The sequence below is a fragment of the Clostridium bornimense genome (assembly GCF_000577895.1).
GTDB lineage: Bacteria > Bacillota > Clostridia > Clostridiales > Clostridiaceae > Clostridium_AN > Clostridium_AN bornimense.
Genome location: NZ_HG917868.1, coordinates 741,375 through 762,215 on the forward strand (window position 1 = coordinate 741,375; position 20,841 = coordinate 762,215).

Below are 20,841 nucleotides of genomic sequence, written 5' to 3' on the forward strand. Positions count from 1 at the left end.
TTTAGAGTGATATATGTATGTACCGAAAATAGAAAGGCGGTATAAAAATGCAGATAAACTATAATGTCACAGGAGCAAAAAGAAAAGAGTTAGTCAACGCAATCAGCCAAAAACTGAATGCTCCTGTAAGATATCTTGGAGCACCTACATTTGCATATGAGGTGGCAGACTACAATATTGACAAAAATGGAGTAGTCAGAGGACCAGATAATTCTGAACTGGTTGATGCTCTATTAAGCTTTCATGACTTCAAGGCAGCTACGGAAGAATATGACACACCACTTCCAAAAGCAGAGCTTGTTCCTGAAAATATTCAAATTCCCTATGAAGCGGCTCTTGGTGGAAGGGTAAGCCCATATAATGATTACGAAGAATCTCCCGTATACAACGAATCAAATGAAACCGAAGAAGCTATTAGTTTGATTATTCAAATGCCGAGGGAGGGTTTTAGCGAAACTGCACTTGGTAACCTAAAAGGATTGGTAGAAAGCAAAGAAACCCTTATAAAGAAAGCACTTGATACTGACTCTATTCCCATTATCATAAATGAGGAATTTATAACCTTCCCTTGGTTCCAGAGTGAGTGCTCCGCAGAGGAGGTTAAGGCTTATACCCACTTTGTAACAGCACTTTGTGAAATGGCAAAGAAGCAGACTCGCGTCAACTCGACCGAGAAATCAGTGGAGAATGAAAAGTACGCTTTCCGTTGTTTCCTTCTAAGACTTGGCTTTATCGGGCCAGAATACAAAACAGAACGAAAAATTCTCCTCTCCAAACTGTCGGGTAGCTCTGCCTTCAAAAGCGGAAGTACTAAGCATGAGGAGGTGAGTGAATAATGAATATCATTCATCCAGAAATGCTAAAGCAACTTAGAAGTTATTACACTCCAGGAACTCGTGTTATGCTACTTAAGATGAATGACCCTTATACCAAGCTTCAGCCAGGAGATAAAGGTACAGTTACTAGTGTTGATGATATGGGAACTATCCACGTCAGTTGGGATTCAGGCAGTTCCCTTGGAGTGGTTTTTGGAGAGGATTTATGCAAGAAAATCGAAGAATAAAAATACACATTTTAAGCCCAATATGGCAGTAAATATGTAGATTTATATTGCAGAATTGTCTTGCTATATAAGCCTTTTAGAGTGATATATGTACATGCCGAAAGGATAAAAACACTTTAAAAGGAGTGAGGTACGATGTTAAGTGCAAAATTCGGAATCGAGATTGAATTTACAGGGATTACAAGGGAAAGGGCAGCCAGAGTTGCTGCAGAGTTTTTGCAAGGCACTTATAGTGAAGGCGGGACTTACTACGACACTAAGAAGGTAAAAGCTCCAGATGGGCGCGTGTGGAAGTTTATGTACGATGGTAGCATCAACTGCCAAAGAAAAGAAGGTAGAAGAAAAGTAGCTGCAGGTAGAGATTATAGCGTTGAGCTGGTTAGCCCAATCCTAACCTACCGGGAGGACATTGAAACTTTGCAGGAGCTAGTAAGAAAGCTTCGCAAAGCTGGAGCCTTTACAAACACTTCTTGTGGAATTCACATTCATTTAGATGGCTCCAACCATACACCAAGAAGCATCCGAAACTTTGTAAATATTATTGCAAGTAAAAACGATCTTTTTTATAAAGCACTACAGATTGCACCAGAGCGAATGCGCTACTGCAAGAAGATGGATAGCATTTTAGTTGAGAAGATGAACCACAAAAAGCCAACGACCATGAGGCAGATTGAGGACATTTGGTACGAAGGCTACAGCGAAAGCAGGGGTACACATTACCACAATAGTAGATACCATTTCCTTAATCTACATAGCTTTTTTACTGGGAATCATACGGTTGAGCTTAGAGGCTTTAATAGCGAGCTGCACGCAGGCAAGATCAGAAGCTACATTGTTCTTGCCTTAGCTTTAAACAACCAAGCTTTAACGCAAAAATTTGCCTCTGCGAAGAAGCCTCAAGTAGAAAATGAAAAGTTTGCCATGAGAACCTACCTAAACCGTATTGGGTTTATAGGAGAAGAGTTCAAAAACTGCAGAGAGCATTTAACAGCAGCACTTTCAGGTTCTGCAGCTTGGCGGTTTCGGGCGGCCTGAGCTGCCCTAAGGTCCTAAGCTAGGAAGGAGGAAAACAATGAGTAACAAACTATATCTTGCCTATGGTTCTAATCTTAATCTGGAGCAAATGGCAAACAGATGCCCCACAGCCAAGGTAGTTGGGGCAAGTAAAATAAAAGGTTATCGGCTGCTTTTTAGAGGATCACATGCGGGAGCAGTGGCAACCATAGAGCCTTTCAAAGGCGAAAGCGTTCCAGTGTTAGTCTGGGATATCACACCGGCAGATGAAGCGGCTCTTGACCGCTATGAAGGATGGCCATTTTTATATCGTAAAGAAACCATTAAAGTGAGATTGAATGGTAAAACTGTGCAGGCTATGGTCTACATCATGAATGAAGGAAGGCCATTAGGCCAGCCAAGCTGTTATTATTACAGCACCATTCTAGATGGCTATAAAAGTGCAGGTTTTGATGTAGAGATTCTGCGTAAGGCGGTAGCGGATTCTTTTGAGGAGGATAATGAATGAACCAAACCATAAAAAAACAAATACTTGCCATTCGAGATTCAGGTGAAACAAATATGTTTGATATCCCGATTGTGACTAGCATTGCTTTAAGAGAAGGCTATAGTAAGCTAGTAGATTACCTTGAAAAGGATAAAGAAGCATATGTCCATTTTATTCTGACAGGGGAAGACAAAACAAAATAAAATAGCCTAATCAACTATATAAAATATTAAGGAACTCTTAGGGGGTTCCTTTTTTCGTATCCATAAGGAGGTGGCGGCTATACGTAAACTAAAAAAATATAAGCCGACCATCTTTAAGGCGGATGGTTCGGTATATGATAAGGACGCTGCAGATAATGCGGTGTCTTTTATTAATTGCTTAAAGCATACCAAGGGAGAATGGTATGGGCAGCCATTTGAATTGATAGACTGGCAGGAACAGATTATCCGCGATGTTTTTGGAATTTTAAAGCCCAATGGCTACCGTCAATTTAATACTGCATATATCGAAATCGCTAAAAAGCAAGGAAAATCTGAACTTGCAGCAGCGGTTGCCTTACTGCTTACTTGTGGCGATTTTGAGCATGGTGGTGAAGTATATGGATGTGCATCTGACAGACAGCAAGCTTCCATTGTTTTTGATGTAGCAGTGGATATGGTAGAACAATGTCCAGCTCTGAAAGCAAGAATTAAACCGGTACTATCGCAAAAACGACTTGTTTATAAACCTCTAGGTAGTTTCTATCAAGTTTTATCTGCAGAGGCATATACCAAGCATGGATTAAATGTGCATGGTGTTGTATTTGATGAACTTCATGCTCAGCCAAATAGACAGCTTTACGATGTCATGACTCATGGCTCTGGTGATGCAAGAAAGCAGCCACTGTATTTCTTAATTACGACTGCCGGAAATGATACACACTCCATTTGTTACGAGGTGCATCAAAAGGCTAAAGACATCCTTGAAGGGCGAAAGGTTGACCCTACATTTTATCCAGTTATTTATGGTGCTGATGAGAATGATGACTGGACCGATCCAAAGGTGTGGGCGAAAGCCAACCCCTCAATGGGCATTACCGTTGACATAGAAAAGATTCATATTGCTTGTGAAAGTGCAAAGCAAAATCCAGCAGAAGAGAACCTGTTTAGACAACTCCGTTTAAATCAATGGGTTAAACAGTCGGTACGCTGGATGCCTATGGAAAAGTGGGATAAATGTGCATTTACTATAAACCCAGAAAGCCTTGTAGGGCGTGCATGCTATGGTGGTTTGGACTTATCTTCTACCACTGACATTACAGCATTTGTTCTTATCTTCCCGCCTGAGTATGAGGGAGATAAATATATCATCCTTCCCTATTTCTGGATTCCGGAAGATAATCTGGATCAAAGGGTAAAGCGTGATCATGTACCTTATGACGTATGGGAGAAACAGGGGTTTTTACACACCACTGAAGGAAATGTGGTGCATTATGGTTACATTGAAAGTTTTATTGAAGAACTTGGTATGAAATATAACATCCGAGAAATAGCCTTTGACCGTTGGGGAGCTGTGCAAATGACTCAGAACCTAGAAAACCTAGGATTTACGGTAGTTCCTTTTGGTCAGGGATTTAAAGATATGAGTCCACCTACAAAGGAATTAATGAAGCTTACCTTAGAGGAGAAACTGGCCCATGGTGGACATCCGGTTTTGCGATGGATGATGGATAATATCTTTATACGTACTGATCCTGCTGGGAATATCAAGCCTGATAAAGAAAAATCAACTGAAAGAATAGATGGAGCAGTCGCTACCATTATGGCTCTTGACCGAGCAATCCGCAAAGGTGGAACAGGTAACTCTGTTTATGACGGTCGAGGGCTTCTTATTTTGTAGCAAAGGAGAGTGATGCAGATGGGATTGTTTTCTAATATTTTCAAAGCGCGTGATAAGCCGCAAAATCGAACCACAGGAAGCAATTACAGCTTCTTTTTTGGTGGAACAACCAGCGGTAAGCCTGTAAACGAACATACAGCAATGCAAATGACAGCGGTCTATTCATGCGTAAGAATACTTGCAGAGGCTGTGGCAGGGCTCCCCCTACACCTATATAAATACACTGCAAGCGGTGGTAAGGAAAAGGCTCTTTCTCATCCGCTGTATTTTTTATTACATGATGAACCTAACCCAGAGATGAGTTCTTTCGTTTTCCGAGAAACGTTAATGACTCATCTTTTATTATGGGGTAATGCCTATGCACAAATTATTCGAAATGGCAAAGGCGAAGTCATAGCATTATATCCGTTAATGCCTAATCGAATGTCGGTGGATCGGGATTCCAGTGGCGCTCTTTATTATACTTATACTAAGTATTCTGATGAAGCACCTACGATGAAAGGTATGACAGTCACACTTAGACCAAGTGATGTATTTCATATACCTGGCTTAGGCTTTGATGGACTAGTGGGCTATTCGCCGATTGCAATGGCTAAGAATGCTATAGGTATGGCAATTGCTTGTGAGGAATATGGAGCTAAATTCTTTGCTAACGGAGCTGCTCCAGGAGGGGTACTTGAGCATCCAGGTACCATTAAAGACCCTCAAAAAGTACGGGATAGTTGGAATGCAGCCTATCAAGGAAGCAGCAACTCCCATCGTGTGGCAGTGCTTGAGGAAGGGATGAAGTATCAGCCTATTGGTATCTCACCAGAACAAGCTCAGTTTTTAGAGACAAGAAAGTTTCAGATTAATGAAATCGCTCGGATTTTCCGCGTGCCTCCACATATGGTTGGTGACTTGGAAAAATCGAGCTTTTCTAATATTGAGCAACAGTCACTGGAGTTTGTGAAATACACATTAGATCCTTGGGTGATTCGTTGGGAGCAGACCATCAGCCGAGCACTTTTAAGGCCAGATGAAAAGAAACTTTATTTTGCCAAGTTCAATGTAGATGGACTGCTTCGAGGTGATTATGTTTCTCGAATGAATGGGTATGCAACCGCGAGACAGAACGGCTGGATGAGTGCCAATGATATTAGGGAGCTTGAGAACCTTGATCGAATCCCACCAGAGCTTGGAGGAGATTTATATCTAATCAATGGCAATATGACCAAACTTGAAGATGCGGGTATTTTCGCAAATAAAGAAGGATTGGAGGGAAAACCTGAATGAAGAAATTTTGGAATTGGGTTCGCGACACAGATACACAGACACGAACCCTCTATCTAAACGGTGTAATTGCCGAGGAGAGTTGGTTTGAGGATGATGTTACCCCAGCTGCTTTTAGAGAAGAGCTAATGAGTGGTGAAGGAGACATAGTAGTTTGGATTAACTCTCCTGGTGGTGATTGTATTGCAGCATCTCAGATATACAACATGCTGATGGATTATAAAGGAAACGTCACTGTAAAGATTGACGGTATTGCTGCATCAGCTGCTTCTGTCATCGCTATGGCAGGGACGGAAGTCTTAATGTCTCCTACCTCACTGATGATGATCCATAATCCCTTTACCATAGCTATTGGCGATAGTGAGGAGATGCAAAAAGCAATCCAAATGCTTGATGAAGTGAAAGAGAGCATCATCAATGCATATGAGCTTAAAACCGGCTTATCTAGAACAAGGTTGTCGCACCTGATGGATGCTGAAACTTGGCTAAACGCCAATAAGGCAGTTGAGCTTGGTTTTGCAGATGACATTATGTTCAAACCAGGAGAGAGTTCACTACAAGACAGCTTTGTATTCAGCAGAAGAGCAGTGACCAATTCACTAATGAATAAACTTCAAAAACCAGTTGTAAAACAGTCAGTAGAGCCGCTTTATGAGCGGCTTAATTTATTGAAATATTAGGAGGAATAAAAATGAGTAAAATTCTTGAACTGCGTGAAAAACGCGCAAAAGCATGGGAAGCAGCAAAGGCATTTCTTGATTCAAAGCGTGGTAGTGATGGGCTTGTATCCGCAGAAGATGCAGCAACCTATGACAAAATGGAAGAAGACATTATTAATCTCGGTAAGGAAATAGCAAGATTGGAACGTCAAGAAGCTCTTGAAGCAGAGCTTAATAAGCCTGTAAACACACCTCTTACCGAAAAGCCAGCTATTCCGGGGATGGATACAAAGACCGGAAGAGCCAGTGATGAGTACAGAAAGGCATTCTGGAACGTAATGCGTAGCAAAAATCCTCGTCATGATGTGTTAAACGCCTTATCTGTAGGCACTGATTCAGAGGGAGGATATCTTGTTCCTGATGAATTTGAGCGTACCCTAGTTCAAACCCTTGAGGAAGAGAATGTATTCCGTAAACTGGCAAAAATTATTCAGACTTCAAGCGGTGATCGTAAAATCCCGGTTGTGGTGACCAAAGGTACAGCGGCTTGGCTTGACGAAGGTGAGGAGTTTGATGAGAGTGATTCTGTATTCGGTCAGACATCTATCGGTGCTTACAAGCTGGGTACAATGATTAAAGTTTCTGATGAACTTCTCAATGACAGTGTATTTGATCTGGAGAATTATATCTCCACTGAATTTGCCCGTAGAATCGGTGCTAAGGAAGAAGAAGCTTTTTTAGTTGGAGATGGAGATGGAAAACCTACTGGTATTTTCAACGCAACAGGCGGAGCACAGCTTGGAGTGACAGCAGGGTCTGCAACTGCTATTACTGCAGATGAGATTATCGATCTTGTTTACTCATTAAAAGCGCCATATAGAAAGAACGCGGTATTCCTGATGAATGATGCAACAGTAAAGGCAATCCGTAAGCTGAAAGACGGTCAAGGTCAATATCTGTGGCAGCCTTCTTTAACAGCAGGTACTCCAGATACTTTATTAAATCGTCCGGTTTATACTTCAGCTTATGCTCCTACTATTGAAGCTGGAGCTAAAACTATTGCCTTCGGTGATTTCGGATATTATTGGATTGCCGATAGACAGGGACGTTCTTTCAAACGTTTAAACGAGCTTTTTGCAACCACAGGGCAGGTTGGTTTCCTTGCGAGCCAGCGTGTAGATGGAAAGCTTATCTTACCTGAAGCCATCAAAGTTCTTCAGCAGAAGGCTTAATGGGAGGTGTAAATGATGAGCTATAACGCAAAGAACTACACCGAACAAGGCGGGGAAAAGACAGTTATAGGTGGAGAGCTTGTAATTGAAGAGGGAGCCAAAGTAACTGGGCTCCCTGTTCTTGATAATCAACCAGCAAGTACTGCGGAAACTGTAGAAGCTTTGGTGACAGACTTTAATGCCTTACTAAGTAAGCTTAAAGCCGCAGGAATCATGACTGCGGATACGCCTTAAAAAAAGGATGGTGACGGTTATGACTCTATTTGAAAAAGTAAAAGCTAACTTAATTCTCGAGCATGAACGCGATGATGAGCTTCTTCAAATGTATATCAACACCGCTATCGCTTATGCCGAGAGTTATCAGCATCTACCAGAAGGACATTATTCTGAAAATGAAATGCCACCAACTACAGAGCAAGCCGTCATCATGTTATCATCTCACTTCTATGAAAGTCGAGATGGCAGTACTGGCGGCTTTTTTGCTGATAACGTCCAGGCAAGCCAACAAGTTTGGAACACTGTAAATTTACTGCTTAGACTTGACCGAGATTGGAAGGTGTAGAGTGTGAGTTTTGGTAAGATGAACACCTTTATTGATATCATATCCGTTGAAACAACGAGAGACAGTGAAGGTTTCGGTAAATCTAAGGATATCATCCTTGCTTCTGTTCGTGCTTATAAAGAAGAACGTCATGGTAATGAAAAATGGGCCAATCGAGCAGTATTTTCTGAAGCGACTGCTCTGTTTTGCTTTCGTAAGATACCTGATGTTGAGGTGTCTACCAATACGGTGATTGTGTGTAGTGATGGTCGTTATGAGATTACAAATGTTGAAGATGTAAAAGGCAGAGGCATATATATTGAAGTTTTGGCAAAAAAGGTGGTGGGGTCAAGTGGCTAAAGTACAAGTTAAAATGCCTGAGGAGTTCCTTCTAAAACTATCAAGACTGGGAGAAAAGACGGATGAAATTATTCCAAAAGTACTTGAGTCAGGCGGAGAAATTGTTTTAGAAAAGGTAATGTCAAATTTGAAAGCTGTAGTTGGTAGTGGAACAAAAGAGAAAAGTCGGTCTACTGGTGAGCTTGTCAATTCCCTGGGACTGTCTCCGGCAAAAGTAGATAGGAATGGAAATTTTAACGTGAAGGTGGGTTTCAAGGAGCCACGAAGAAATGGCGAAAGTAATGCCAAGATAGCCAATATTATTGAATATGGAAAATCAGGTCAGCCACCAAAACCATTTTTAAAGCCTGCAAGAAGTGCGTCAAGAAAAGCATGTATTGACGCTATGAAGAAAAGGTTTGAGCAGGAGGTAGAAAACTTATGAGTATATTAAATGAACTCAAATTCATTGCAGATATGTGCAATATTCCAGTAGAGACAGGACGGTTTTCTGGTGTTCCTCCTGATATTTATATTGTAATTACACCACTTATTGATTTATTCGAAGTTCATGCTGATAATGCACCAGGATATGAAGTACAGGAAGCCAGACTTTCCTTATTTGTTAAAGGTAGTTATACAGCTATAAAAAATGCAATTGTCCGCACTCTTCTAGGTGCGGATTTTACGATAACGGATCGTCGATACATCGGACATGAGGATGATACCGATTATCACCATTATGCCATAGATGTGGCTAAATCATATGAATTTCAATTGGAAATGGAGGAATAAGAAATGGCTACGATAGGTCTTGATAGGCTTTATTATGCAAAAATCACTGAAGACATAAACGGTGATGAAACCTATGAAACACCGAAACCTCTGGCAAAAGCAATCAGTGCAGAACTTTCCGTTGAGCTTGCTGAGGCAACTCTTTATGCAGATGATGGTGCTGCTGAGATTGTAAAAGAATTTAAAAGCGGTACCCTTACACTCGGTATTGATGATATAGGTGTAGCAGCTGCCGGAGATTTAACAGGAGCTACCATTGATGACAATCATGTGCTCATCTCAACCAGTGAGGATGGTGGAGCTCCAGTTGCGATTGGCTTAAGAGCACAAAAAGCAAACGGTAAATACCGATACTTTTGGCTGTATCGTGTGAAGTTTGGAATTCCTGCAACAAACTTAGCGACAAAAGGCGATAGTATCACTTTTTCAACCCCAACTATCGAAGGAACAGTGCTTCGAAGAAATAAGCTAGATGGTCAAGGTAAGCATCCATGGAAGGCGGAAGTTAACGAGGGTGATGAAGGGGTAACTTCAACGGTTATTAATAGCTGGTTCAACGAAGTGTATGAGCCCACATTCGCAGCTTCTAGTGGAATTGGAGAGTAAGGGGGAATTGAAATGGATAAAGAACGAAGTGCAATGATTAATATTAGCGGGCAGGAGTATGAACTTATTCTTACTACTAAAGCCACGAAAGAAATTGCGGGTAGATATGGTGGCCTTGAAAATTTGGGTGAAAAATTGATGAAGTCTGAGAACTTCGAAATGGCACTGGATGAAATAGTCTGGCTGATAACTTTAATGGCCAATCAGAGCCTGCTCATTCATAACCTGCGAAATCCAGATAACAAAAAGCCGCTTCTTACTCAAGAAGAAGTTGAGCTTCTTACTTCTCCTTTGGAACTAGCGACATATAAGAGTGCTCTAACAGAAGCTATGTTCAAGGGAACAAAAAGGAATATTGAGTCTGAAGATGACTCAAAAAACGTGCAAACCGGGTAAATGAGAATGAACTCTTTACCCGGCTTTTATATTACGGAACTGTTCATTTAAATCGCACTGAAGAGGAAACATGGCTTACACCTATTGGCTTGCTTATGGATTTATGGGAGTGTCATAAGCAGTTCCTTGGGATGTCAAAACCGAAGCGGGAACTTTATATCGATGACATTATTCCTTATGGGATTTGATTTTTCAACGAAAGGAGGAGGTAATCTTGGCAGATAATTTCGGTTTAAAAATCGGAGTGGAAGGCGAAAAGGAATTTAAAAATGCACTTCGTGATATTAACCAGGCATTTAAAGTCTTAGGTAGTGAGATGGCTCTAATCAGCTCCCAGTTTGATAAAAATGATAAGTCCATCCAAGCCTTAACAGCGCGTAATGAAATATTAGAAAAAACGATCGATGCACAAAAAGAAAAGATAGAGACACTACGATCTGCACTAGATAATGCCTCCACTTCTTTCGGAGAAAATGATCGTAGAACTCAAAATTGGCAGATTCAATTAAATAAAGCTTTGGCTGAGCTCAATGGCATGGAACGAGAACTTGAAAATAACAATAAGAGTTTGCGTGATCATTCCGATGCTACAGATGAAAGTGCTGACAACATGGAAGATGCTGCTGATGCAGCCGATGAACTTGCTGATAATGTTGATGATGTTGGCAATGAAATGGATGATGCCACTAAGAAAACCTCTGTTTTGGGAGATGTACTTAAAGCAAATCTGCTATCAGATGCCATAATCGGTGGAGTAAAAGCATTAGGCTCGGCTATTGCGGGAATAGGAAAAGCATTTGTGGGTGCGATGAAGGATGGCGTTGAATACAACGCTCAAATGGAAAGTTATACTGCATCGTTTACTACCATGCTGGGCGATGAGGCAAAAGCACAAAAGTTAGTGAATGATCTGAAAAAGGAAGCAGCGGCTACTCCATTTGGAATGCAAGATCTTGCTCAATCAGCCCAAACTCTTATGAGCTTTGGAATGTCTGCAGAAGAAGCTCAAATAAGAATGAAACAGTTGGGTGATATATCTCAGGGGGATGCCGAAAAATTCAAAAGTTTAACTTTAGCATTTGCACAGATGTCCTCAACCGGTAAGTTAACAGGGCAAGACCTAATGCAAATGATAAATGCAGGCTTTAACCCATTAGAGGAAATTTCACGTAAGACCGGAAAATCCATCGGTGAACTCAAGGAGGAAATGTCAAAAGGGGCAATTTCTGTAGACATGGTCGCGGAGGCATTTGCATCAGCAACATCAGAAGGTGGGCGTTTCTATGGTTCAATGGAAGCACAATCCAAAACTTTTTCTGGGCAAATGGCAACTCTTGAGGATGGAGTTGCTTCGTTAAAGGGGCAGCTTGCTGAAGGGTTAACAACCATGCTTTCTGGAACTGTTCTTCCGATGGTTAATGGTTGGATTGATGAATTATCTCAAGCCTTTGAGAAAGATGGTGTTCAAGGCTTAATTGATGCTTTTGGTGGAATCTTAGAAGAAGCAGTTCAATTTATTTCTGAGCAGTTGCCAATTGTAGTGGATATTGCTTCTCAAATAATTATTTCTCTAGTTCAAGGACTTACCTCTGCATTACCGAAGATAACAGAGGCGGCTGTCATACTACTGATGACATTAGTCAATGGAATCATTGAAACTTTACCAGCACTTGTTACGGCAGGAGTACAAATGATCGGAACTATTGTCAGTGGAATTGCAGAAGCACTGCCACAGTTAATTCCGGCTGCGGTATCAGCAGTGATACAAATTGTGCAGGCACTTTTGGATAACCTACCAATGATCCTAGAGGCGGCACTTCAGCTTGTACTTGGACTAACTCAGGGTATTTTGGATGCTCTTCCAGTGTTGATTGCAGCATTGCCGGTCATTATTACTGGGATAGTAGATTTTATTATTGGTGCAATACCTCAAATAATCGAAGCGGGTATTCAACTTCTAACATCTTTAATTTCAGCTTTACCAGAAATCATCACAGTAATTGTAGAAGCAATTCCGCAAATTGTCGACGGGCTAATAACAGCGATGTTGGGCTCAATTCCGCAGTTTATTGATGCCGGAGTGCAATTGTTAGTAGCACTGGTTCAAAATCTTCCACAGATCATTTCGACTGTTATTACTGCTATACCAAAGATTGTGTCCTCTCTTGTGAATGCTATTATTGGCAGCATACCTCAGATTATTCAGGCGGGAATCATGCTGTTAGTTTCACTGATTAAGAGCCTTCCAACGATTATTGTAGAGGTTGTAAAAGCTGTACCTCAAATTATTACAGCACTGGTTAAAGGGTTTACAGGCTCAATTTGGCAAATGGCTCAGGTTGGAACCAATTTGATCAAAGGATTATGGCAGGGTATCTCAGATGCTGGAGCCTGGCTTTGGGATAAAATTTCAGGCTTTTTTGGTGGTGTTGTCGATAAAATAAAAAATTTCTTTGGCATTCATTCACCATCTACATTATTTGCTGGTATAGGCGAAAACCTTGGAGAGGGTATTGGTGTTGGTTTTGAAAAAGCAATGAATAGTGTTAGTAAGGATATGCAAAATGCTATCCCTACTGATTTTGACATCAACTCCAATCTGAATATGAATGGAGCTGGCATTAGTAGCAGCTATGGAACTTTTGAAGGTTCATTAATTACGATACAGCAGATGATTGTTCGAAGTGAGGACGACATTCGGAAGATTTCACAGGAGCTATACAATTTGATGCAGACAGGATCACGAGCACAAGGAAGATTCATAACTGCATAAAGGAGGGCGATGTATGGGCTTCATTTATAATGGTATCAATTCAAAAAATATGAAGGTAAAAGCAAAACTTACAAGGTGGCAGGCATCGCCCGCTCTACGAAACTCGTATGAGATTGTTCCAGGAAAGGCGGGAGTTGCAGATTTTGGTTGTGATAGCTCAGAGCGGATCATAACGATCAGCTGTAATGTATATCCTCAAAAGAGCTTTGCAGATTTAGTAAGCGTTTTAGATTCTATTGCAGAATGGCTTAATCCAATGAATGGTCTTAAGCAGCTTGTATTAGAGGATATTCCTGATCGATACTTTTATGCTCGGCTTACTGAACAAGTAGATTGTGAAAGATTACTTAGAACTGCAGGAGCCTTTGAATTAAAATTTATTTGTCCAGATCCACACGCCTATGCATTGACAGATGAACAATTTACGATTTCAAGTGTTGGTGCTCATGAAATTAAAAGGTTAACTGGGAATGCTGATTCAGAACCGGTTTATCAACTTAAGGGGACAATCAGCAGCTCATCATCCACCTACATCTCTATTACGACAAATGGCGAAGAGCTACGAGTGTTTGGAGCTTTGGCAGCAGATGAAGTGCTTGTCATTGATAGTGGATTAGTAACTGCAAAAATAACCGATGCAAACGGAAATACACTTAGAAATGGGCTTGCAGGCTTGGATGAACTTAACTTTCCTATACTGCACAAAGGTGAAAATGAAATAACAGTTTCAGTGGTGGGAGCAACATTTTCGGAGCTGAAGATTATGGCTAAAAGCAGATGGAGGTGAGCTTGTGGCAATTAAATCAATCTTAACATCACAGACAGATTTTACAGGTGAGTTTCCTGTAAGCGAGAAGACAGTTGCTCTTTGGCGATTTAATGAAGCCGCACCAGATAGCAATAACATGCTTGCAGATGATTCTGGCCATAACAGAAACTTCTTTGTATCAGGATGGTCAGGCACATCAGCCAACTTATTATCTGGTAGATTAGGAAGATATTTTAGGCAGAATATCATTAATCCAACAAGTGAAAAGACGCATTTAGTGGCTACCAATGACGGTAGCTTTTTTAGTGATTTAGGTGAAAAGATTGTTGTTGGTGGATGGATAAACCCGACTACTTATTCTGTGGGACAGACGTATATCCCAATTTTCAATACTAGACAAGGCCCCGGCCAACCAATTTTTTATGTTTCTTTATTTCAGGGAAGGTTGCGATTAATGCTGTATAATTCTTCCGGCTCCCTGATATATGACCAGACAGAAACACCTACTATTCCCCTAAAGAATAACGGGTGGTACTTTATTGCATCAATCATTGAGGTAAACAGCAAAAGGGTACAGAACTTACTTTGCGATCGAAGTGATGGGGCTGTCTGGCAATCTCCAGTTCGAACATTCACGGGAGACTTAAATCAATCCTGTGTTGCGGACATTGTGATGGGGATGCATGCAAATACCTATTATTACGCAGGAGGATTTGATGACTGGTTCTATGAAAAAGATTCTTCGCTTACCATGGAGGATCTTATTTTCTATTTTAAATCTTCAATTTTGGCAAACGGTGGAGACAGCACTGCTGATGTTGATGCTCTTGTGGACCCTGGTTCTGTCATACTAAAAGCAACAAGCGGAGTCTATGCACAAAGTGGCCAGTTTTATTCGATAGCAGCTGCCTGTGGGCTTTCTGGAACGGGTAGAGTATCAGTTACAAGTGAATACATTGCAGGTATAACATCGATAAGCTTAGTTGAAACTTCTACATCAGATGATTTGTCTAGTTGGACTGAATGGCAGGCTATTGGAACAAGTGGGGAATTACAATCTCCAAACAGAGAATATATTCGTTATCGAATTACATTATCTACTCAAGACACCAGTAGAACTCCTAAACTTCTTGAAATACAACTACATGATATACCAAAACCTCCTTATGAGAGACTTGGATTTGCAAGACCAGTTGTGTTGGATACTAACGGGGCTTGGGAAGCAGTGTTAGAAAATGCCTTTGATATTGTAGTAACAAGTGAAGTAAATGGCGCTGATATTCTGGAGTTTAAACTGCCATTTCATGATTCCAAGCGAGAGACATTAGACAATGAAAAACAGGTGCAGATTGTTAATGATGTTTATCGTATTCGAACTATAACAGATGAGAAAAGCTCCGATGGAAGAGTTGTAACTCAAGTATATGCGGAAGCAGCATTTTATGATCTTTCTTTTAGTGCTGAAAAAGAACCCATGGAATTTGTTGCAGAGACACCAGAAGTCCCTATGCGCTATGCCTTACTTAATACTGGCTGGTCATTAGGAAACGTAACTGTAAATACTAAACGTACATGGCAATCAACAGAAAAGAATGCATTAGCTATCCTACGAACAATACAGAATATTCATGGAGGCGACTTGATTTTCGATAGTGCCAATCGTTTGGTACATCTCTTGACATTTGGAGGTACTGATAGTGGGGCATTATTTTGCTATAGAAAGAACATGAAAAGTATACAGCGCGTAGTGGATACTAGAAGTCTAATCACTCGCCTTTATGCTTATGGTAAAGATGGTATGACATTTGCTTCTATCAATGGTAATAAGGAGTATGTTGAGGATTATAGCTATTCATCAGAAGTTAGAGTAGGAACGCTGGATGCTTCATCAATTAGCAATCCCTATCAGTTGCTCGAATTTGCTAATATGCGCTTAGCTCAGTATGCAAAGCCACGAATTTCATATGTTCTTTCTGCTATGGATTTATCGGTGTTGACAGGCTATGAGCATGAGGCATGGAAGCTAGGTGATATAGTAACTGTGGATGATAAAGATTTGAATTTATCTGTCAAAACTCGTGTGGTACGCAGACAATATAATCTCCAAGAACCATGGAAAACAGTGCTGGAGCTATCAACAACGTTAAGAGAACTAGGGGATTCATCTGCTGTTTGGGATAAAGCTGCTGATATTTTATCTTCAGCTGATGTTCTTGACCGTCAGGAAGTAAAAGACTTAGTGCCTTTTAATCATCTACGAAATTCACGAGCTGATGATGGGTTAACCTATTGGCTTAGTTCAGGCTTTACAGTGGACCCTAATAATGGTGTATCAGGATCAGCTTCTTTTAAAGCTGAGGGAGTTTTAGGAATGACAAAAAGTCTATCCCAGACTGTGTATCCTGCAAGTAGGAAGAGTTACACATTTTCAGCGCAGATTGCATCGGAAAACCTACAGAAAGGGCCAAACGGAAAAGTTGGAATTGAAGTTGTTATTGAATATGAGGACGGTTCGACAGAAACTAGGTTTATTGATCTATATTAGGAAGGAGGTAGCGCTATGGCTTATTTTTCACAGACAGCTCATGCTATTACACCGAGAGGTTTTGGCAAGATAAAGTCGCTTACCATCCGTCTTTTCATTACTGATTGTACTGGTGAGGTATTCTTTACGGATATGCTTTTGCAAGGTGGCTCTGTTGCTACGGGCTGGGTTGGTCATGTGTCAGAAATACAATGGACGCTGGATGGGTAGGTGGTGCAAATGTCAGTTACATTTACCAGATTTACCGAGACGATTCATTGTAAAGAGGATAAACGAGTAGTAAGCGTAACAGTGAATCTACTTCTTGAAGATTGTACAGGCACGGTATATTTTACTGATATTCAAGCACAGGAAGGGAATCACCTTACCGGTTATACAACTAACACAGAGAGCATGCTGCAAAAATATCGGGAGAGTGAGACAATAGTTCCTGTTCGCTTTTATAACGGAGTGGTTCGTAGCGGAGAGACGATTATTCTCTTCAATCTGGGTTCAACTTCCACTGGTCTTGACTGTCATATTTATCCTAACCAAAATATGGCTGCAGGTAGTATCCAATTGTCTCAAGGAGCAGGGGCGCACAAGGTGAAATTTAAAGAGGCAGTTAGTCCAGGTGATACCTTTTCGCTACTAGCATCAACTAGACAGTGTTTAAAGAACGGAAACCCAACTGAAAAGGAAGGTTTTTTTCAATATACAGCATCCGGTGATAGCAAACATGTGATAAAGCTAGAAGACAGAAAATCAGCCCGGGTATTATTTGAGTTTCAAGAAATGCAGGAAGGAAGTGAGCGCCTTTGATTGACTATTTAAAAGGTAAGCGTTGTATGGTCTGGAGTTTCATGGGGAATACCCGCATGTATCAAGCATTACGAGACTATGGTGATCGAATTGATACGGTGGGTATTTTTACTTTTGAAGTGGATATCACCGGGACAATAACAGAAACAGGAACAAGCATATCCAGTATGCTTACCTATATTAACCGTTGGTCTCATATCAAATGGCTACTAACTATTATGAATCATGGTACAGCTTCTATTTTTACTGCCCTTAGAAATAATACCAATGGTGCGAAGGATAAATTTCTTACTGAGATAATTCGCATTATGAAAAAGTATCCTTGGTGTGCAGGGGTTGATATAGACTTGGAACGTGGAGGTGGCTACGAGAACAAGGATGCTGCCAATGCCCTATTTCGTGACATATATAATACTGTCAAAGCCTATGATTCTTCTAAACTCGTTAATATTTGTTTACCGGGAATGACGGGAGTACAAGGCTCGGTTGGTGGCGAAAATTGGTGTGTCTATGAAGACTTAAATCCGTACTGCGATACGGCAGCGATTATGAGTTATGGCATGGCATGGGCTGGTTCTGCTCCGGGACCGGTATCTCCGAGGGATTGGTTGGAAGGTATTTATGATTATGCAGTTCAGGTTATGAGTCCTGAAAAAATATTTTTGGGATTGCCCGCCTATGGTTGGAACTGGAGAATACATGATACACCAGATAATCTTGGAATAACATATCGTGGTATTTCAAACACTTATTATGCAGCAAAGCTTTGGATGACTGGAGGATATAACTTTACTGATGACGGGCCGCCACAACCAATGATACCAATCATTGCATATTGGGATGATTATGATAAGGTGCCTTGGGCCTTGCCCCATGTGTATGACTACATGGAAGGCTGGGATGCTGTTTCAAGAACATACCCATTACTTGAGGAATCCTACAATCGTCGCAGATATTTGACCGCCTATAGTAAGCAGCAAAAAACTGAATTTGGCACAATCTATGTAGATCGTAGTGGTGGAACACCTGATAACTATTTTGGTAGTGTATCAGTTTCATCTCAATTTATTACACTTGGAGATGAAGGTGAAGCCAACTACGAATTTGAAATAGAATCTGCTGGTTTTTATGATGTAGCCATTCGCTATTCTTTTCCTTTCTGGGACAAGAATACTATCCATGTTTCGCTTGACGGAATGAATAAGGTATTTAGTGAGAGTAGGTTATGGTGGCCATACTGGAGAACAACTTGCTGGAGCTCTTTGGCTTCGGGTGTATTTCTTTCAGCTGGAACCCATACTGTCACAGTTAGTTCCTCAGTACTAGGAGTACAGTTCTACGGATTTCGGGTATGTTCAAGCTTTACTGAAGAACCTACTGCTGGAGAGGCTGACTTCATGCTATCCCCTCGCAAGTTTAAAGATGTGAACGGTTTAATGGTTCAGCCCGATCGAGGATTTAAATTGACAACTGAAGTGCTTCGTAGAAAGCCTGATTCAGCACTAATTTGGTATGAAGACTTTAGAGATGAAAATCCGCTTCCATCCAGCTATTGGACAACACTAAGCGGAGAGTGGGAGGTGTGGCAGAACAAGAATGATTCAGCTGCTCGCCCTTATTCACAGCTTGATGGGCATGGGAGGTTAGCGTGGAATTATAATGGTTTCTCAGATGTCCATCTAAGAGCGAGATTAGCTTTTCCTTCAGATGGAAGTGACCGAGCAGGCATTTTTTGTGGAGATATCTTTTGCTGTTTAAACATTAATTCACAGCGTATTGAACTATATAATGGTTCTACTCTAATCGGAAGCTATGCAACCGAAATTTCTAAAACTCCATCATCAGATCTTCGCTCAAATCCAAGAATGTACACCATTGAAATGAGGATACGTAGTAATTCTGTAAGGGTTTATTCTGGAGCAAGTAGTGTTTTGCGATTCACAGCGTCGCTTGATGGTTATTCAGGTGGTTATGCCGGAGTTCAATCTGATGGACGTATTCTATGTGAATTAATAAGATTAGGAGATGCCTGGACTTATGAACCTTATGAAAGATTTGATGTAATCTTCCCAGATGGAACAAGAACGGAGTATGGGAGACTAGAAAGAACTGGTGTTACATGGGATAGTGAGTTTCAGGTTTTTACAGTTAACAGTGATGTGGAGGAAGCTTCAACAAGAAGTCAGGATATTTCCATGGATTATGATTTCTTTCACTCGGGGCTTTTATCATTGATCTGTGGAAATGACTATTCAGTAAAGATTGTGCCTAAGGACATTAATGTATGGATTTCGCGCCTATTTCTCGGGGATGCTGATGGTTTCTCGATTCTTTACTACCAAGACGTGGATAGCCTAGTCTATTGGGCAAATGAGGCAGCGTATCGATGGAAGCTTAGGGGGATTGCGATATGGTCTCTGGGACAGGAGGATATGAGGTTATGGGAAGCCTTACCTAAACAAATATAAATTAACACACTGAACCAAGAGTGTTTGCGATAATGCAGACACTCTTTTTATATATGCACCAATCATGAAGGAGGTAAAAATAATGAAGGAAATTTGGAGTTGGATACAAACTGCATTTACTGTACTTGGCGGACTCTTGGGATGGTTTTTAGGAGGTTTTGATGGATTTTTATATGCATTAGTGGCATTAATGGTGGCTGATTATATCACCGGTGTCATGTGTGCCATTGTTGAAAAGAAGCTATCAAGTGAAATAGGGTTTAAGGGCATCTTTAAAAAAGTGCTCATTTTTATTCTAGTTGGAATTGGACATTTGATTGATACGAACCTGATCGGAGATGGAAGTGTGCTCCGGACTGCCATTATCTTTTTCTATTGCTCCAATGAAGGAGTATCTATGCTAGAAAATGCTGGCCGGCTAGGACTACCAATACCAGAAAAATTAAAAGATATTCTTGTTCAGTTGCATAATAAAGGAGGTAAGGAACAATGAATCTAAGAAAACTTATTCTGACTGAAAATGCATGTTATAAGGCAGGAAAAAAGATTACACCGAAAGGTATCATGGTTCATAGCACCGGTGCCAACAATCCTTATCTTCGTAGATACGTTGGACCGGATGATGGTCTATTAGGTGTAAATCAGTACAATAATCACTGGAATCAGGATAGACCTGACGGAAGACAGGTTTGCGTCCATGCTTTCATTGGAAAGCTTAAGAATGGTTCAATTGCCACTTATCAAACTCTGCCATGGGACCATCGAGGGTGGCATGCTGGAGGAAGTGCAAATGATACACATATTGGCTTTGAAATATGCGAGGACGGATTGACCGATGCCACGTATTTTAATGCGGTTTATAAGGAAGCGGTAGAGCTTTGTGTGTACCTTTGCAAACTCTACAACTTAACTGAAAAAGATATCATTGGCCATTATGAAGGCTACCAAAGAGGGATCGCAAGTAATCACGGGGATCCGAAAAACTGGTTTCCGAAGCATGGGAAGAGCATGGACACATTTCGTGCAGATGTGAAAAAACTTCTAAGTGAAGGAGCTAAACCTGCAGAATCAGAGAAAAAGAAATACTACCGCGTTCAAATCGGTGCTTATTCCGTCAAAGCCAATGCTGAGGCCCAGCTTGCCAAAGCGAAAAAGGCTGGCTTTACGGATGCGTTTATAAAGTATGATTAACACTTTTAC

24 protein-coding genes and 1 pseudogene are annotated in these 20,841 nt (G+C 40.9%); all 25 read left to right on the forward strand.

Features of this window, described 5'->3' with window-relative positions:
* The first annotated feature begins 47 nt into the window (after positions 1-47).
* Positions 48-836, forward strand: coding sequence for a hypothetical protein (locus CM240_RS03300; protein WP_044036430.1), 789 nt, complete (start codon positions 48-50; stop codon positions 834-836).
* Positions 836-1,063, forward strand: a complete 228-nt coding sequence (locus CM240_RS03305; protein ID WP_019155121.1) for a DUF4314 domain-containing protein — start codon at positions 836-838, stop codon at positions 1,061-1,063. The genes CM240_RS03300 and CM240_RS03305 overlap by 1 nt, the downstream gene beginning before the upstream one ends.
* Before the next feature lie 135 nt (positions 1,064-1,198).
* Positions 1,199-2,098 carry an amidoligase family protein gene (locus CM240_RS03310; protein WP_044036445.1) on the forward strand — a complete coding sequence of 300 codons (900 nt, stop codon included), beginning with the start codon at positions 1,199-1,201 and terminating at the stop codon, positions 2,096-2,098.
* A 37-nt stretch (positions 2,099-2,135) separates the two neighbouring features.
* Complete coding sequence (locus CM240_RS03315) at positions 2,136-2,585, forward strand: gamma-glutamylcyclotransferase family protein (protein ID WP_044036447.1); 450 nt, start codon at positions 2,136-2,138, stop codon at positions 2,583-2,585.
* Positions 2,582-2,767 (forward strand): DUF5049 domain-containing protein, encoded by a 186-nt coding sequence (locus CM240_RS03320; RefSeq protein WP_044036449.1) that lies wholly within the window; start codon positions 2,582-2,584, stop codon positions 2,765-2,767. Before CM240_RS03315 ends, CM240_RS03320 begins: the two co-directional genes overlap by 4 nt.
* A 79-nt stretch (positions 2,768-2,846) precedes the next feature.
* A complete protein-coding gene (locus CM240_RS03325; RefSeq protein WP_051483841.1) occupies positions 2,847-4,445 on the forward strand; it encodes a terminase large subunit in 1,599 nt (532 codons plus the stop codon).
* A gap of 18 nt (positions 4,446-4,463) precedes the next feature.
* A complete protein-coding gene (locus tag CM240_RS03330) occupies positions 4,464-5,720 on the forward strand; it encodes a phage portal protein (RefSeq protein WP_084485359.1) in 1,257 nt (418 codons plus the stop codon).
* A complete protein-coding gene (locus CM240_RS03335; protein WP_044036453.1) occupies positions 5,717-6,397 on the forward strand; it encodes a head maturation protease, ClpP-related in 681 nt (226 codons plus the stop codon). Before CM240_RS03330 ends, CM240_RS03335 begins: the two co-directional genes overlap by 4 nt.
* Before the next feature lie 11 nt (positions 6,398-6,408).
* The gene (locus tag CM240_RS03340) at positions 6,409-7,608 is read left to right on the forward strand and encodes a phage major capsid protein (RefSeq protein ID WP_044036455.1); all 1,200 of its coding nucleotides are present in this window, start codon (positions 6,409-6,411) and stop codon (positions 7,606-7,608) included.
* 12 nt (positions 7,609-7,620) lie between these two features.
* Complete coding sequence (locus CM240_RS03345) at positions 7,621-7,842, forward strand: hypothetical protein (RefSeq protein WP_009052886.1); 222 nt, start codon at positions 7,621-7,623, stop codon at positions 7,840-7,842.
* A 19-nt stretch (positions 7,843-7,861) separates the two neighbouring features.
* Positions 7,862-8,170, forward strand: coding sequence for a head-tail connector protein (locus CM240_RS03350; protein ID WP_009052885.1), 309 nt, complete (start codon positions 7,862-7,864; stop codon positions 8,168-8,170).
* A 3-nt stretch (positions 8,171-8,173) separates the two neighbouring features.
* Complete coding sequence (locus CM240_RS03355) at positions 8,174-8,509, forward strand: head-tail adaptor protein (protein WP_044036458.1); 336 nt, start codon at positions 8,174-8,176, stop codon at positions 8,507-8,509.
* A complete protein-coding gene (locus CM240_RS03360) occupies positions 8,502-8,933 on the forward strand; it encodes an HK97-gp10 family putative phage morphogenesis protein (RefSeq protein ID WP_009052883.1) in 432 nt (143 codons plus the stop codon). The genes CM240_RS03355 and CM240_RS03360 overlap by 8 nt, the downstream gene beginning before the upstream one ends.
* Positions 8,930-9,283 carry a hypothetical protein gene (locus tag CM240_RS03365; RefSeq protein WP_044036460.1) on the forward strand — a complete coding sequence of 118 codons (354 nt, stop codon included), beginning with the start codon at positions 8,930-8,932 and terminating at the stop codon, positions 9,281-9,283. Before CM240_RS03360 ends, CM240_RS03365 begins: the two co-directional genes overlap by 4 nt.
* Positions 9,284-9,286: 3 nt before the next feature.
* Positions 9,287-9,889, forward strand: a complete 603-nt coding sequence (locus CM240_RS03370) for a major tail protein (protein ID WP_044036462.1) — start codon at positions 9,287-9,289, stop codon at positions 9,887-9,889.
* A 12-nt stretch (positions 9,890-9,901) separates the two neighbouring features.
* Positions 9,902-10,285, forward strand: a complete 384-nt coding sequence (locus CM240_RS03375; protein WP_044036464.1) for a hypothetical protein — start codon at positions 9,902-9,904, stop codon at positions 10,283-10,285.
* Positions 10,282-10,473 (forward strand): annotated as a pseudogene (locus CM240_RS18190) (hypothetical protein); the annotation flags it as partial. The gene CM240_RS03375 and the pseudogene CM240_RS18190, both read left to right, overlap by 4 nt.
* Before the next feature lie 26 nt (positions 10,474-10,499).
* On the forward strand, positions 10,500-13,058 hold the full coding sequence (locus tag CM240_RS03380) for a phage tail protein (RefSeq protein WP_044036465.1): 2,559 nt from the start codon (positions 10,500-10,502) through the stop codon (positions 13,056-13,058).
* Positions 13,059-13,071: 13 nt separating this feature from the next.
* Entirely contained in the window at positions 13,072-13,845 is a 774-nt protein-coding gene (locus CM240_RS03385; protein ID WP_044036467.1) for a distal tail protein Dit, read from the forward strand.
* 4 nt (positions 13,846-13,849) lie between these two features.
* Positions 13,850-16,372 (forward strand): phage tail spike protein, encoded by a 2,523-nt coding sequence (locus CM240_RS03390; RefSeq protein ID WP_044036469.1) that lies wholly within the window; start codon positions 13,850-13,852, stop codon positions 16,370-16,372.
* A gap of 15 nt (positions 16,373-16,387) precedes the next feature.
* Positions 16,388-16,582 (forward strand): hypothetical protein, encoded by a 195-nt coding sequence (locus CM240_RS03395; RefSeq protein WP_009052876.1) that lies wholly within the window; start codon positions 16,388-16,390, stop codon positions 16,580-16,582.
* A gap of 9 nt (positions 16,583-16,591) precedes the next feature.
* Positions 16,592-17,173 (forward strand): hypothetical protein, encoded by a 582-nt coding sequence (locus CM240_RS03400; RefSeq protein ID WP_044036472.1) that lies wholly within the window; start codon positions 16,592-16,594, stop codon positions 17,171-17,173.
* On the forward strand, positions 17,170-19,641 hold the full coding sequence (locus CM240_RS03405) for a glycosyl hydrolase family 18 protein (RefSeq protein WP_044036474.1): 2,472 nt from the start codon (positions 17,170-17,172) through the stop codon (positions 19,639-19,641). The genes CM240_RS03400 and CM240_RS03405 overlap by 4 nt, the downstream gene beginning before the upstream one ends.
* Positions 19,642-19,723: 82 nt before the next feature.
* Entirely contained in the window at positions 19,724-20,134 is a 411-nt protein-coding gene (locus tag CM240_RS03410; protein WP_044036476.1) for a phage holin family protein, read from the forward strand.
* Positions 20,131-20,832: an N-acetylmuramoyl-L-alanine amidase gene (locus CM240_RS03415; protein WP_044036478.1), complete on the forward strand. Its 702-nt coding sequence runs from the start codon at positions 20,131-20,133 to the stop codon at positions 20,830-20,832. Before CM240_RS03410 ends, CM240_RS03415 begins: the two co-directional genes overlap by 4 nt.
* The last annotated feature ends 9 nt before the right edge of the window (positions 20,833-20,841 follow it).

Bases quoted from the DNA above. Each gene is read 5' to 3' on its own strand.
- CM240_RS03300 (WP_044036430.1), top strand. From the start codon at position 48: ATGCAGATAAACTATAATGTCACAGGAGCAAAAAGAAAAGAGTTAGTC.
- CM240_RS03315 (WP_044036447.1), top strand. From the start codon at position 2,136: ATGAGTAACAAACTATATCTTGCCTATGGTTCTAATCTTAATCTGGAG.
- CM240_RS03305 (WP_019155121.1), top strand. From the start codon at position 836: ATGAATATCATTCATCCAGAAATGCTAAAGCAACTTAGAAGTTATTAC.
- CM240_RS03395 (WP_009052876.1), top strand. From the start codon at position 16,388: ATGGCTTATTTTTCACAGACAGCTCATGCTATTACACCGAGAGGTTTT.
- CM240_RS03415 (WP_044036478.1), top strand. From the start codon at position 20,131: ATGAATCTAAGAAAACTTATTCTGACTGAAAATGCATGTTATAAGGCA.
- CM240_RS03375 (WP_044036464.1), top strand. From the start codon at position 9,902: ATGGATAAAGAACGAAGTGCAATGATTAATATTAGCGGGCAGGAGTAT.
- CM240_RS03410 (WP_044036476.1), top strand. From the start codon at position 19,724: ATGAAGGAAATTTGGAGTTGGATACAAACTGCATTTACTGTACTTGGC.
- CM240_RS03330 (WP_084485359.1), top strand. From the start codon at position 4,464: ATGGGATTGTTTTCTAATATTTTCAAAGCGCGTGATAAGCCGCAAAAT.
- CM240_RS03320 (WP_044036449.1), top strand. From the start codon at position 2,582: ATGAACCAAACCATAAAAAAACAAATACTTGCCATTCGAGATTCAGGT.
- CM240_RS03385 (WP_044036467.1), top strand. From the start codon at position 13,072: ATGGGCTTCATTTATAATGGTATCAATTCAAAAAATATGAAGGTAAAA.
- CM240_RS03335 (WP_044036453.1), top strand. From the start codon at position 5,717: ATGAAGAAATTTTGGAATTGGGTTCGCGACACAGATACACAGACACGA.
- CM240_RS03400 (WP_044036472.1), top strand. From the start codon at position 16,592: ATGTCAGTTACATTTACCAGATTTACCGAGACGATTCATTGTAAAGAG.
- CM240_RS03310 (WP_044036445.1), top strand. From the start codon at position 1,199: ATGTTAAGTGCAAAATTCGGAATCGAGATTGAATTTACAGGGATTACA.
- CM240_RS03350 (WP_009052885.1), top strand. From the start codon at position 7,862: ATGACTCTATTTGAAAAAGTAAAAGCTAACTTAATTCTCGAGCATGAA.
- CM240_RS03370 (WP_044036462.1), top strand. From the start codon at position 9,287: ATGGCTACGATAGGTCTTGATAGGCTTTATTATGCAAAAATCACTGAA.
- CM240_RS03365 (WP_044036460.1), top strand. From the start codon at position 8,930: ATGAGTATATTAAATGAACTCAAATTCATTGCAGATATGTGCAATATT.
- CM240_RS03340 (WP_044036455.1), top strand. From the start codon at position 6,409: ATGAGTAAAATTCTTGAACTGCGTGAAAAACGCGCAAAAGCATGGGAA.
- CM240_RS03345 (WP_009052886.1), top strand. From the start codon at position 7,621: ATGATGAGCTATAACGCAAAGAACTACACCGAACAAGGCGGGGAAAAG.